The following is a 13,035-nucleotide window of genomic DNA, read 5'->3' as shown; positions in this document are numbered from 1 at the left end:
CCCCGATCCCACCGGCGCCGAAGCACCCGGCGCGAAAGGCGGTCTCCTTGCAGCCGGAACCCGAAGACCTCGGCGGCGGACTCTGGAGCGTCCCAGTCCCCATCCCGGACAACCCGCTCGCCTACACGCTCGTGTACGCGCTGGAGAGCCCGCGCGGGCCCGTCCTGATCGACGCGGGCTGGCAGCACGAGGACGCCTGGAGCGCTCTGCACGGCGGGCTCGCGGCGTTCGGGATCGACGTCGCCGACGTCCGCGGCGTGGTCGTCACGCACTACCACCCCGACCACGCGGGGCTCGCGGGGCGCGTCCGCGAGGCGTCCGGCGCCTGGATCGCCATGCACCCGGCGGACGCCGGGATCGTCAAGCTGTTCCGGTCCGCCGGGCAGGGCGGGCGGCGCGAGTTCGAGCTGACCGCGCTGCGCCGCGCCGGGGCCGCCGAGTCGGAGCCGGCCGACCGCGCCGACGGCCCGCGCGTCTCCCCGCCCGCGCTGCCGGACCGCGAGGTCTCCGACGGCGACCTCGTCGACCTCCCCGGCCGCAGGCTCCGCGTCATCTGGACGCCCGGCCACTCCCCCGGCCACATCTGCCTCCACCTGGAGGACGGCGACCGCATCTTCACCGGCGACCACGTCCTGCCGCGCATCACCCCGCACATCGGCCTCTACCCCTACGACTTCCCGGACGTCGACCCGCTGAGCGACTTCCTCGGCTCGCTCGACAAGGTCTCCGCGATGTCCGCGGACGAGGTCCTGCCCGCCCACCAGTACCGCTTCAACGGCCTCGCCGGCCGCGCCCGGGAGATCATCGATCACCACGAGGAGCGGCTCGCGGAGGTGGCGGCGCTGCTGTCGGCCCGTCCGATCACGCTGTGGGACCTCACCGCCGGGCTCACCTGGCGGCACCCCTGGGCGGACATGTCGCGGCAGTCCCGCCGGATGGCCGCCGCCGAGGCCGCCGCGCACCTCCGCACGCTGGAGACGCGCGGGATCGCGCGCCGCGACGGGACCGACGACCCGCTCCGGTACGTCCTGCGCTGACCGGCTCGCCCCGGAACGGGGCCCACACGGCGAGGTGAGAGACGGGTGCGACCCGGGTCACTCGGGCCGCTGGACCCTTGATGAGACTCCAGTCTCATGTTAGAACCTGTTCTAGGTCCGCGGGGACCGAGCAAGCGCTCAGTCAAAGACCGCCGCGCACGGTCCCCCACCCCGGCACGAAGGGTCTTCCATGGCTGCTGTCGCCACGTCCACCGCCTCCGCCACGCGGCCGTTCCGCGCTCCGGAGATCGACGTCATCGATCCGGGCGTGTACGAGCGCGGCGGGATCCCGCACCGGCAGTTCCAGTGGCTGCGCGACAACGACCCCGTCCACTGGCACCGGGATCCGAACGAGGGGGTGCCGGGGTTCTGGGCGATCACCCGGCACGAGGACGTGGTGCAGGTGTCGCGGCGCGCCGACCCGTACTCCTCCCACGCGCGGACGGCGATGTTCGAGGAGTTCACCGACGAGGACATCGCCCTCTACGGCCAGATGATGCTGTTCCAGGACCCGCCCGACCACACCCGCCTGCGCTCCATGGTCAACAAGGGCTTCACCCCGCGCATGATCGGCAAGCTCCAGGACCACATCCGCGAGATCTGCGACAGGCTGATCGACGAGGCCGCCCCGCTCGGCGAGTGCGACTTCGTCGAGTACTTCGCCGCCCCGCTGCCGCTCTACACGATCTGCGAGCTGCTCGGCGCGCCCCTTGAGGACCGGGCGAAGGTCTTCCACTGGTCGAACAAGCTGGTCGCCTTCAACGACCCCGACTACATCGGCGACCGGACCGAGTCGCAGATCTGCGCCGCCGAGTTCGCGGGCTGGGCGGGCGAGCTGGCCCGCGCCCGCGAGTCCACCCCGCGCGACGACATCGTGACCAAGCTCCTCACCCCGGACGCGGACGGCAACCGGATCAGCGAGGAGGAGTTCGCGCTCTTCGTGATCATGCTGGGCATCGCCGGGAACGAGACGACCCGGACCGCGACGGCGGGCGGCATGCAGGCGTTCTTCGAGCGTCCCGACCAGTGGGAGCGGCTGCGCGCCGACCGGAGCCTGCTGCCCGCGGCGGTCGAGGAGATCGTCCGCTGGGTGAGCCCGATCAACCAGTTCCGCCGGACGGCCCTCTCCGACGTCGAACTCGGCGGCGAGGAGATCAAGGCGGGCGACAAGGTCGTCCTGTTCTACGGCTCGGCCAACCGCGACGAGCGCGTGTTCGACGACCCGTTCTCCTTCGACGTCGGCCGCGACCCGAACCCGCACCTCGGGTTCGGCGGCGGCGGCCCGCACTTCTGCCTCGGCACCCACCTCGCCCGGATGAACCTGAAGATCATCTTCGAGACGATCCTGGACCGGATGCCCGACATCGCCCCCGCGGGCGAGCCCCGGCGGCTCCGGTCGAACTTCGTCAACGGCCTCAAGGAGCTGCCGGTCCGCTTCACCCCGTCCTGAATCCGCTTCACCCCGTCCTGAACGGGAAGAGTCAGGCGCGGTGTGCTCTTCGGAACACTCCTGGACGCACCACCCAATATTGACTCAGCGGTAACGTACGGTGGCTAAGGTCTAGTTTCATCAACGGCATCTGGGTGATGCCGGTGCGCGTGCGCCCCGGCGTCCCCCGACTGACGGGAGCGGTGCGTGCGGGGGACCGACGTGGATGGGGCGGGCGAGCCGGGCGGACCGCTCCGGGTGGCCCTGCTGTCGTACCGGAGCAAGCCGCACTGCGGCGGCCAGGGCGTCTACCTCCGGCACCTGAGCCGGGAGCTGGCCGACCTCGGGCACGCGGTGGAGGTGCTGTCCGGGCAGCCGTACCCGGAGCTCGACCGCGACGGCATCGTCCTCACCAAGATCCCGAGCCTCGACCTGTACCGGGACGAGGACCCGTTCCGCACCCCGTCCCTCGGCGAGTTCCGCGACTGGGTCGACGTGCTCGAATTCGCGCACATGAAGACCGGCGGCTTCCCCGAGCCGCTGACGTTCAGCCTGCGGGTGCTGCGCGAGCTGCGGCGGAGGCGGCGCGACTTCGACGTCGTCCACGACAACCAGGTCCTCGGGCTCGGCAACCTCGGCATCCCCCGGCTCGGGCTGCCGCTCGTCACGAGCATCCACCACCCGATCAGCGTCGACCGGCGGATCGACATCCAGGCGGCGCGGGGCGTCAAGCAGAAGCTCGGCAAGCGCCGCTGGTACGGGTTCGTCGCGATGCAGTCGCAGGTGTCGCGGCGGATCGGGCCGGTGCTGACGGTGTCGGAGTCGTCCAAGGTCGACATCGTCAAGGACTTCAAGGTCGACCCGCGCGACATCGACATCCTGCCGCTCGGCGTCGACACCCGGATCTTCCACCCGCGCGGCGAGCGCACGCCGGGCCGGATCGTCGCGATGGCCAGCGCGGACGCGCCGATCAAGGGCGTGGACGTGCTGCTGCGCGCGGTCGCAAAGCTCGCCACCGAGCGCGACGTGCACGTCATCGTCGTCAGCCGCCCGCAAAAGGACGGCCCGACCGAGAAGCTCGTGCGCGAGCTGGCGCTCGGCGAGCGCGTCCGGTTCGTCAGCGGGATCAGCGACGACGAGCTCGGCGAGCTGATGGCGTCGGCGGAGATCGCCGTGGTGCCGTCCCGGTACGAGGGCTTCTCGCTGCCCGCCGTGGAGCACATGGCGTCCGGGACGCCGCTCGTCGCGAGCCGCGCCGGGGCGCTGCCCGAGGTCGTCGGCGACGCGGGCGTGCTCGTCCAGCCGGGCGACGCCGAGGAACTGGCCGCGACGCTGCGGCGGCTGCACGACGACGCCGCCGAGCGGGCCCGCGCGAGCGCCGCGGGGCTCGCCCGCGTCCAGGAGCGGTTCGCGTGGCCGGCCGTGGCGAAGGCCACCGTCGAGCACTACCGGGCCGCCGTCGCCCAGGCGAACTACCTGCGGCTCGCGCGCGAAGCCGAGTAACGGCGAGCGACGGCCGCAAGGGCAAGGGAGGGGACGCCGCCCCGGCGCCCCCGGCATGGAAGGAGCACGACCCTGCTGACCGTGGATTTCCAGCGGTTCCGCATCGCCCCGGGAGACCGCGTCCTCGACATGGGATGCGGCGCCGGACGGCACGCCTTCGAGCTGTACCGCAGGGGTGCGCACGTCGTGGCCTTCGACCAGGACGCCGGCGAGCTGTCCGGCGTGGAGAAGATGTTCGGGGCGATGCGCCTCGAAGGCGAGGTCCCGGCGGAGGCGTCCGCCGAGACGGTCCAGGGCGACGCGCTCGACCTGCCGTTCCCGGACGACCACTTCGACGCGATCGTCGCCTCGGAGGTGCTGGAGCACATCCCGGACGACATGCGCGCGATGCGCGAGCTGCTGCGCGTCCTGAAGCCCGGCGGGAAGCTCGCGGTGACGGTGCCGAGCTGGCTGCCCGAGCGGGTGTGCTGGGCCCTGTCGGAGGACTACCACACCGCCCCCGGCGGCCACGTGCGGATCTACACGCGCGCCGAGCTGGAGGCCAAGCTGAAGTCGATCGGGTTCCGGGTCGGCGGCCACCACCACGCGCACGGCCTGCACGCGCCCTACTGGTGGATCAAGTGCGCGGTCGGCGTGAACGACGACGCGAACCCGCTCGCCAAGGCCTATCACCGGCTCCTCGTCTGGGACATCATGAAGCGCCCGCGCGCCACCCGGCTGGCCGAGCGCGCCCTGAACCCGCTGATCGGCAAGAGCGTCGTCGTCTACTTCGCCAAGCCCGCGGCGCCGGGGACGGCCGCCGACCCGGCCAGGGAGACGGCGGATGCGGGCTGAGACCGGCCCGCCGGCGGTCCCGGGCGTCCTGTCACGGGACGACGTCGTCGCGACGGCCCGCAGCATCGCGGCGCAGCAGGAGCCGTCCGGCGCGATCCCGTGGTTCGCGCCGACGGCGGGCGTCCCCGGGCACGTGGACGCCTGGAACCACGTCGAGGCGGCGATGGCGCTGCGCGTCGCCGGGCTCGGCGAGCACGCGCGGCGGGCGTACGAGTGGCTGCGCGGCGTCCAGCGGCCGGACGGCTCGTGGCCCGCGAAATGGGTCCTCGGCGCGGTGACGGAGCCGGGCGGCGAGTCCAACCACGCCGCCTACGCCGCGGTCGGCGTCTGGCACGAACTGGTGATGACCGGCGACGACGGCTTCGCGCGCCGGATGTGGCCCGCGGTGCGGCGGGCGATCGACTTCACGCTCGGCCTGCAGACCCGGCGCGGCGAGGTCATCTGGATCCGGCACGAGGACGGCGCGCCGTCCGACCACGCGCTGCTGACCGGGTGCTCGTCCATCTACCAGTCGCTGCGCTGCGCGGTCGCGCTGGCCGAGCACCTCGGCGAGCCGGAGCCGGAGTGGGAGCTCGCCGCCGACCAGCTCGGCCACGTGGTGGCCGCGCACCCGGAGGCGTTCGCCGACAAGAGCCGCTGGTCGATGGACTGGTACTACCCGGTGCTCGGCGGGCCCGTCCGGGGCGCGGACGCGGCGCAGCGGTTCGCCGAGCGGTGGGACGCGTTCGTCGTCCCCGGGCTCGGCTGCCGCTGCGTGTCCGACCAGCCGTGGGTGACGGCGGCGGAGAGCTGCGAGCTGGTGCTCGCGCTGGACGCCTCGGGCGACCGCGACCGCGCCCTGGAGCTGTTCGCGACCATCCAGCACCTGCGGCACGAGGACGGCTCCTACTGGACGGGCTGGCAGTTCGAGAACCGCCGCCACTTCCCCGGGGACCGTTCCACCTACACGGCGGCGGCGGTCGTCCTCGCGGCGGACGCGCTGGCCGACGCCTCGCCCGGGGCGCGGCTGTTCAAGGAGATCGCCGGGCGTCCGCTCGGGCCGTGCGAGGCGTCCGACCCGGTCGCCTGCGGGTGCGCGCTGGTCTCGGTGGCCGACCCGGTCCGCACCCGGCTCTAGCGGGACGGCACCGGCGGGCACGGTTTTAGCGGGACGGCCGCGCCAGCGGGTCGGCGTCGGCGACGCGCCGCAGGACGCGCAGCGACCCGACCGCGCGGCGCTCCTCGAACGCGCCGCTCGCGAGCGCCCGCAGATACACGTGGTACGGCGGTCGGCCGCCGTCCGCCGGGTCGGGGAAGACGTCGTGGATGACGAGCGCCCCGCCGACCGCGACGTGCGGCGCCCAGCCCTCGTAGTCGCCCTGGGCGTGCTCCTCGGCGTGGCCGCCGTCGATGAACAGGACGGCGAGGGGCGTCCGCCAGAAGGCCGACACGGTGCGGGACTGGCCGACGACGGCGACGACCTCGTCCTCCAGACCGGCGGCGGCGATCGTCTTGCGGAACGTGGGGAGGGTGTCCATGCGCCCGGTGCGCGGGTCGACGAGGGACGGGTCGTGGTGCTCCCAGCCCGCCTGGTTCTCCTCCGAGCCGTGGTGGTGGTCGACGGTGACGACGACCGTCCCGGCGGCCCTGGCGGCGGCGCCCAGGTAGACGGCGGACTTGCCGCAGTACGAGCCGACCTCCAGGATCGGCCCGGCGGCGGGCCGCCGGGCCGCGTACTCGACGCCCGCCTCGTACAGGGCGAGCCCCTCGTCGTGGGGCATGAAGCCCTTGGCGTAGCGCGCGGCCCGCAGCAGGTCGGACGGCATCGCGGGAATGGGGCGGCCGGTCGTCCCCGGACCGGCGGACGCCTCGGTGTCGGTCATCGATCTCCCTCCGTGCGGGCACCATATCCGAGATCGTCCGGTGCGGCGCGAGCCTTGCCCGAGCAGACTGGAACGTGTTCTACTTTTGCGGTCGGCGCGCGCCCCGAACCCGGTTCGGTAGGTTGGCGGGCACGGTGTCCCGGAACGGAGAAGAAGCGATGAGAGTACGGGTCGACCCGCTGGTGTGCGAGGCGAACGCCGTGTGCGTCGGGCTCGCGCCCGAGGTCTTCGACCTCGACGACGACGACGAGCTCCGGATCCTCCGGCCGGACGTCCCGCCCGGGGAGGCCGACCGCGTCCGCCACGCCGTCCGCTCGTGCCCGAAGGCCGCGCTGACGCTCGACGAGTGACGCGCCCGCCGGCCCGCCCGCGCGTATCATCCTTCTCGTCCTGTCGGAGTCCGAGGTTGTCATGGAGCGCGGTTGGTGCACGGTCTCGGGACGGTCCTGGCCGCCGCCGCCCTCGTCGCGCCCCTCGCCGCGGCGCCCGTGGCCCACGCCGCGGCCCCGCCCGGCGTCGTCCGGATCAGGGACGTCCAGGGCGCGGCCCACGTCTCCCCGCTGACCGGCTCGGCCGTCACCGGGGTCCCGGGCGTCGTGACCGCGCTGACCGGCAACGGGTTCTGGATGCAGGACCCGCGCCCCGACCGGAGCGACGCGACGTCCGAGGGCGTGTTCGTGTTCACCCGGACGCGGCCCCGCGCGGCGGTCGGCGACGCCGTCCGGGTGGACGGGCGGGTCGCCGAGTTCCGTCCCGGCGGCCCCGCGTCCCGCGGGCTGACCCGCACCGAGATCGACGCCTCCGCGACCGCCGTCACCGCGCACGGCGTGCCGCTGCCCGCGCCCGTCGTGCTCGGACCCGGCGGGCGGCGCCCGCCTGGCCGCGTGATCGACGGGCCGCGCGGCGACGTGGAGAAGGGCCGCGCGTTCGACCCGCGCCGCGCGGCGCTCGACTTCTACGAGTCCCTCGAAGGCATGCGGGTCGAGGTGCGGGACGCGGTGGCGGCCGGGCCGTCCCGCGACGGCGAGGTCCCGGTGCTGCCCGCGGCGGGCGCGGGCGCCGGGCCGCGGACGGCGCGCGGCGGCGTCCCCGCCCATGACGGCGGCGCGAACCCGGCGCGGATCGTCCTCGACGACGCGCTCGCCCCGCTGCCCGCGATGGACGTCGGCGACCGGCTGCCGGGCCCGAACGACGGCGTCCTCGACTACGCCTTCGGCGACTACCACCTGCTGCTCGCCGCGACGCCGCGGCGCGCCGCCGCCGGGCCGTCCCGCGAGACGACGCGGGCGCAGCGCCCCGGCGAGCTGGCGGTCGGCACCGCCGGGCTCGGCGGCCTGAACCCCGACTCGCCGCCGGACCGGTTCACCGACCTCGCCGCCGACATCGTGGCCGGCCTGCGCTCCCCCGACCTGGTCGTGGCGGTCGGGCTCGGCGACAACAGCGGCCCGGACGACGACGGCACCGTCACCGCCGACCAGACCGTCGCGCAGCTGATCACCGCGATCAGCGCGGCGGGCGGCCCCGCCTACGACTGGCGCTCGGTGGCCCCGCGCGACAACGCCGACGGCGGCGCGAAGGGCGACAACCGGCGGCTCGGGTTCCTGTTCCGCACCGACCGCGGGCTCGCGTTCGTGGACCGTCCCGCCCCGGCGGAGCCGCTCGCCGACGACCCGCCGCCCGCGGGGCCCGATCCGGCCGTCACGCCGGTCGCGGCCGTCCGGCGGGACGGCGCGGTCGCGCTGTCGCTCAGCCCCGGCCGGATCGCGCCCGGGAACGCCGCGTGGGCGGGCGCCCGCAAGCCGCTCGCCGGGGAGCTGCGGTGGCGGGGCCGTCCCCTCATCGTGATCGCGAACCAGTGGTATCCGAGGACCGCCGACGACGACCCGGCGTTCGGCCGCCGGCAGCCGCCGTCCCGGCCGACGCTGTGGCGGCGCGAGGCGCAGGCGCGGGTGGTGGCGGGGTTCGTGCGGTCCGTCCGGAAGGCGGACCCGGACGCGATGGTGATCGTCGCGGGCGAGCTGAACGACGCGGAGACGTCCGCGCCGGTGCGGACGCTGGCGTCCGGCGCCGGGCTGACCGACCTCCCGGCCGGGCTGCCCGCGGGCGACCGGTACACGGCGGTGACGGCGGGCGGCTCCGAGACGCTCGACCACGTCCTGCTCAGCCCGTCGCTGCGCAGGCGCCCGCACGAGTTCGACATCGTGCACCGCGCCGCCGAGTTCGCCGACCGGGCCGACGACCACGATCCCACGGTCGTCCGCGTCGACATGGACGGGAAATAGGGGCTCCCGAGTTTCGGACGCGCCCTAAACGACATCAAGGCCCAGTCCTGAATAAGGCTCGCGTTTTCCTGTCGGCCAGCCGGGCACCTCAGCGGACGTCGCACCCCCCGACGGGAGGAGCGCCGTTATGGCGACCCGATACCGGCCTCACATCAGCTTGGTCGGCCTCATATACATCATCATCGGTCTGTTCGTTGCCTGGGACCGGGGCTACATCAACGTGAGCCTGCTCCGCCACGTGGGCAGCGCACTGCTCGCGATCTTCCTCTGGTTCCTGGTGCTGCTGGGCGTGGACCTCCACATCCGCGCCTAGCCGCGGGCAGGTCACGGGCCGTCTCGAACTCCCCGCCCCGGGGCGGCCCGTGTCCCCCGCGACAGGTCCCCGTCGCGCCACCGGGCATAGACCCCAAAGTGCGACAGAGGTTACTTTCCGCTCATGACGAAAAAAGACTGTAGTTGCGGACATGGCAACGGCTGCTCGTGCCCGAAGGGCTGCTCCTGCGGCTGCAACGGCTGAAACGGCTGAACGCTAACCCGGGATTCGCGCCTGCCAGAGCATCGGCGCCTCCGTGCGCCCGCCGTCCGTCGTCGTCCCGGTGGCCAGCACGCCCGCGTCCATCGCGGTCAGCGCGGTGAGCCGCCGGTCGCCCCGACCGGACAGGCCCGGCACCTGGAGGCGGCGCCAGGACACGCCCTCCGCGGACGCCAGCACCACCGCGTCCCCCTCCGGCGTGGCCGCGGCGGCGACGAAGCCGCCCGGCGTCGCGGTGACGGCCGTCGGAACGAGGCCCGCGCCGAGGACCTGCGGAGTCCAGGTCGTCCCGCCGTCGGCGGACACCAGCGGCGCGTCGCCCGCGCCGATCGCAACGAGGACGCCGCCGCGCGCGGCGACCCGGGTGAGGCGGCCGGTGAGTCCCTCCGGGAGCTTCGCCGGGGTCCAGGCGCGGCCGTCCGGTGACGTCCAGGCGGCGGGTCCCGCACCCTTGCCGCCGACCGCCACGTACTTGTCGGCGGCCAGGGTCACGGCGGTGGCGACGCCGTCGAGGCGGGCGGACCTCCAGGCGGCGAGGTCGGACGAGCGCCACGCCGCCCGCGCGCCGACCGCGACGTAGCCGGACGGGCCGGCCGCCACCGCTAGCGGCGCCGGTCCGGCGGGGAAGGCCGCCTTCTGCCAGGACGCGCCGTCCTGGGACGTCATCGCCAGCGGCCCGGACGCGGCGGTGCGGCCCAGCGCGAGCCAGCCCCTGGGCCCGTGGACGACGTCGGCGAGGCGTCCGCCGGTGGCGGGGAACCCGGCCCGCGTCCAGGCGCGCCCGTCCGGCGCGGACCAGATCGCCGCGCCGCCGTTCGTGCTGCCCACCGCGACCACGCGGCCGGGACCGGCGGCGAGCGCCCGGACGGCCCGCTCCGCGCGGACCGCGCCCGCCACGCCCCGCAGGTCCACGCCGGACAGGTAGGCGTCGTCGCCCTGCCGTCCCGCGACCGCGACCGCGCCGCCGGACGCGACCGTGACGGCGCTCGTCCGCACCCCGGCGGGCACGGAGCCGCCCGGCTGCCAGGTGCGCCCGTCGCCGCTGCGCAGGACCGTGAACCCCTTCGCGGCGCGCGCGACGACCGCGAGGCCGGACGGCGCGCCGCCGAACCGCTCGATCCCGCCGCCGCCGAAGCGGCTGACGGCCTGCCACCGCTGCCCGTCCGGCGAGGTGAACAGGACGCCGAAGCGGGCCGTCCTGCGGTGCTTCTTCGGGCCGGTCGTCCGCCTGCCCTCGCGGACGGTCGCGAACCCGCCGCCCGGCCCGGCCGCGAGGCCCCGGGTCTCCCCGTACGAGCCCTGCCCCTGCGGGACGCTCACGCCCGTCCAGGTGCGGCCCCCGTCGGCGGACCGCCAGAGACCCTCGGCGCGCACGGTGCGGGTGACCTTCCTGCGGCCCTTCCTGGTGGTCACCTTGCGCGTATACGTCCCGTGCGCGACGACCACGCCGCCGGACGACGCCACCCGGTCGAGGCCGACGATCCACGTGAGGCTCTCGTCGCGCTGCCAGGTCTGGCCGTCCGGCGAGGTCCAGACGACGGCCCGGCCGGCTGCCGTGCCGCCGACCGCGACGAAGCCGCCGCCGGTGCGGGCCAGGCCGTTCACCCGGTCGGTCGGCTTGAAGGCGGCGGACGGCTGGAGTCGCGTCCAGGTCTCGGCGTCCGCGCTGGTCCAGGCGACGGTGGCGCCGCTCGGCGTCCGGCCGACGGCCATCCACCGGCCGCCGCCGCCCGCGACGTGGGACGGGATCTCGCCGAGCGGGGGCATCGCGCCGTCCTGCGTGCGGATCCGGGCGAGCGACCAGGTCTTGCCCGCGTCCGCGGAGACGAGGAACTGCGGCCGCTCCCGCCCCGGGTCGGGGTCGCCCTCGGTACCCGCGGCGACCAGCGTCCCGGCGTCGGCGGCCACCGCGGCGAGGCTCTGGACGAGCCCGTCCGTCGCCGCGGCCGGGTCGGCGGCGAACAGCGCGTCCGCCTCGACCGGGGCCGGGAGGCCGGGACGGCCGGGAGCGGCGTCGTCCTCGCCCTGGGACACGGCGACGACCACGAAGGCGGCGCCCAGCACGAGCGTCACACCGATCGCGGCGCGAAAGCGCAGCCGCCGCATCAGCGGCGGCGTCGGCGGGCGCGGCGGCCCGGCCACCAGGACGTCCCCCGGCTCGGAGACCGCCGCCTTCCGCCGCGCCTTCGCGGCGGGCTTCGCGGCCGGTTTCCCAGCGGGTTTCGCGGACGGGACGGCGGGGCGCTCCTGCGGGGCGCGCGGCCGGGCGGCGGCGGGCTCGCGCGGCGGCGCGCCGTGGCCCCAGGACAGCCCGGCGGCGCGCCACGCCTCGTACGCGCGCTGCCAGGGCGACAGCGCCGCGGGCATGTCGGCGAGGTCACCGGCGACGCCGAAGGTCAGCCGCCGCCGGACCCGGCGGGAGCCGCCCGGCCCCTCGTCGGCGCTCCGCGGGGCCTCGTCCTGCTCCGGGGTCCTCGCCGTCACACGCGCTCCTTCACGGTCCTGTCGGACCACCATCAAATCGCGCCACGCCGGTGTCCGCACGGACATCCGGGTGAACGGCGGCCGGTGGGGCCGCGGGAGCGTTCTATCACTTCAAGGGCGACGTAACTGATCTTTTGCCTCGATCACCCCCTTATAGGCATAACCCCGGATATGGACGACTGCGGGCGGCCGCCCGCACCCGCGCGGCCCGCCCGCTCCGCCCCGGCCCGCCGCCTCGGTTTTCGCGACATTGCCCGCATCCCGACGCGCGATCAAGCCTGCGGCCCGGCCGGACGTCCGTCCGCTAGATTCGGAAAAGGCCCAGACCGAGGGGGGACGAATCATGGGCGGGACGCTCGGCCGCGCGCACGGTCCGTACACGCTGTACGACCTCGACGCGCTCCCCGAGGACGGCCGCCGCCACGAGCTCGCCGACGGCTGGCTGCACGAACTGCCCGGCGACCTGTGGCACGACCACGCCGCCGAGCAGCTCAGGGGCATCCTCAAGGACGCGGCCCGGCAGGCGGGCGCCGACGTCCACATCGCCGGGACACCGCAGGACGTCACCACCCCGGCGGGCGTCCGCAAGCCGGACGTGTTCGCCGTGGGCCGCGACGTCGCCCGCGCCGCGCTGGAGCGCCGGACCCGCACCTACTACGGCCCCGACCTCATCCTGGTCGCCGAGGTCGTCACGCCCCGCACGGTGAACGAGCGGATCGACCGCGTCCACAAGGTGGACGAGTACGCCGCCACCGGCATCCCGCACTACTGGATCGTCGACCTCGAACCGCGCCCCCTGATCACGATGCTCGAACTGGCGGACGGCCGCTACGAGCTGGCGGGCAAGGCGCGCTCCGGCGAGACCGTCGCGCTCGACCGGCCGTTCCCCATGGCGTTCGACCCGGTCCGCCTCTCCGAGATGGACTGACGCCCGGCCCTCGGCTGGCCGGATCTTTACGGAGGATGGCGATCTCGCCACTCGTCCGTTCCGCGCGCGCCGGGAAGGCTGGCCGCAGGACGATCACCGGCACGGTTGATCACGGACAGGTTGGTCACGGACAGGGGAGGACGC

At 74.9% G+C, this 13,035-nt stretch carries 11 protein-coding genes; 9 read left to right on the top strand and 2 right to left on the bottom strand.

The features are described from left to right. The first annotated feature begins 47 nt into the window (after positions 1-47). The 5 genes from FXF65_RS20170 to FXF65_RS20150 all read left to right on the top strand — a co-directional run bounded on the left by FXF65_RS20170 (position 48) and on the right by FXF65_RS20150 (position 5,920). The gene (locus FXF65_RS20170) at positions 48-1,037 is read left to right on the top strand and encodes an MBL fold metallo-hydrolase (protein ID WP_246198960.1); all 990 of its coding nucleotides are present in this window, start codon (positions 48-50) and stop codon (positions 1,035-1,037) included. Between the two features lie 190 nt (positions 1,038-1,227). Further along, entirely contained in the window at positions 1,228-2,487 is a 1,260-nt protein-coding gene (locus tag FXF65_RS20165) for a cytochrome P450 (protein ID WP_148351492.1), read from the top strand. A gap of 186 nt (positions 2,488-2,673) precedes the next feature. Further along, positions 2,674-3,969, top strand: coding sequence for a glycosyltransferase family 4 protein (locus FXF65_RS20160; RefSeq protein WP_246198958.1), 1,296 nt, complete (start codon positions 2,674-2,676; stop codon positions 3,967-3,969). 72 nt (positions 3,970-4,041) lie between these two features. Beyond that, a complete protein-coding gene (locus FXF65_RS20155; RefSeq protein WP_187412418.1) occupies positions 4,042-4,803 on the top strand; it encodes a class I SAM-dependent methyltransferase in 762 nt (253 codons plus the stop codon). Continuing rightward, the gene (locus FXF65_RS20150; protein WP_148351490.1) at positions 4,793-5,920 is read left to right on the top strand and encodes a prenyltransferase; all 1,128 of its coding nucleotides are present in this window, start codon (positions 4,793-4,795) and stop codon (positions 5,918-5,920) included. The genes FXF65_RS20155 and FXF65_RS20150 overlap by 11 nt, the downstream gene beginning before the upstream one ends. A gap of 25 nt (positions 5,921-5,945) precedes the next feature. On the opposite strand, the gene FXF65_RS20145 is transcribed toward FXF65_RS20150, so the two are convergent. Then, on the bottom strand, positions 5,946-6,665 hold the full coding sequence (locus FXF65_RS20145; protein WP_246198956.1) for a class I SAM-dependent methyltransferase: 720 nt from the start codon (positions 6,663-6,665) through the stop codon (positions 5,946-5,948). 158 nt (positions 6,666-6,823) lie between these two features. Here FXF65_RS20145 and FXF65_RS20140 point away from each other — a divergent pair, with 158 nt between their 5' ends. From FXF65_RS20140 to FXF65_RS20130, 3 genes are all read left to right on the top strand, one after another. Continuing rightward, entirely contained in the window at positions 6,824-7,015 is a 192-nt protein-coding gene (locus FXF65_RS20140; RefSeq protein WP_148351489.1) for a ferredoxin, read from the top strand. A 75-nt stretch (positions 7,016-7,090) separates the two neighbouring features. Further along, positions 7,091-8,947, top strand: a complete 1,857-nt coding sequence (locus FXF65_RS20135) for an endonuclease/exonuclease/phosphatase (RefSeq protein ID WP_246198970.1) — start codon at positions 7,091-7,093, stop codon at positions 8,945-8,947. Between the two features lie 127 nt (positions 8,948-9,074). Then, positions 9,075-9,260: a hypothetical protein gene (locus tag FXF65_RS20130; protein WP_148351488.1), complete on the top strand. Its 186-nt coding sequence runs from the start codon at positions 9,075-9,077 to the stop codon at positions 9,258-9,260. Between the two features lie 216 nt (positions 9,261-9,476). Here FXF65_RS20130 and FXF65_RS20125 read toward each other — a convergent pair whose 3' ends face one another. Continuing rightward, entirely contained in the window at positions 9,477-11,963 is a 2,487-nt protein-coding gene (locus FXF65_RS20125) for a sialidase family protein (protein WP_148351487.1), read from the bottom strand. Positions 11,964-12,306: 343 nt separating this feature from the next. Here FXF65_RS20125 and FXF65_RS20120 point away from each other — a divergent pair, with 343 nt between their 5' ends. Next, entirely contained in the window at positions 12,307-12,891 is a 585-nt protein-coding gene (locus tag FXF65_RS20120; RefSeq protein WP_148351486.1) for a Uma2 family endonuclease, read from the top strand. Positions 12,892-13,035: the final 144 nt, after the last annotated feature.

Source organism: Actinomadura syzygii, assembly GCF_008085905.1.
Classification (GTDB): Bacteria; Actinomycetota; Actinomycetes; order Streptosporangiales; family Streptosporangiaceae; genus Spirillospora; species Spirillospora syzygii.
Note: the sequence above shows the minus strand (reverse complement) of the source record. Positions and strands in the feature narration are given on the sequence as shown.

Excerpts from the sequence above, each read along its gene's own strand:
- FXF65_RS20130 (WP_148351488.1), top strand. The coding sequence starts at position 9,075 with ATGGCGACCCGATACCGGCCTCACATCAGCTTGGTCGGCCTCATATAC.
- FXF65_RS20165 (WP_148351492.1), top strand. The coding sequence starts at position 1,228 with ATGGCTGCTGTCGCCACGTCCACCGCCTCCGCCACGCGGCCGTTCCGC.
- FXF65_RS20145 (WP_246198956.1), bottom strand. The coding sequence starts at position 6,665 with ATGACCGACACCGAGGCGTCCGCCGGTCCGGGGACGACCGGCCGCCCC.
- FXF65_RS20140 (WP_148351489.1), top strand. The coding sequence starts at position 6,824 with ATGAGAGTACGGGTCGACCCGCTGGTGTGCGAGGCGAACGCCGTGTGC.
- FXF65_RS20120 (WP_148351486.1), top strand. The coding sequence starts at position 12,307 with ATGGGCGGGACGCTCGGCCGCGCGCACGGTCCGTACACGCTGTACGAC.
- FXF65_RS20150 (WP_148351490.1), top strand. The coding sequence starts at position 4,793 with ATGCGGGCTGAGACCGGCCCGCCGGCGGTCCCGGGCGTCCTGTCACGG.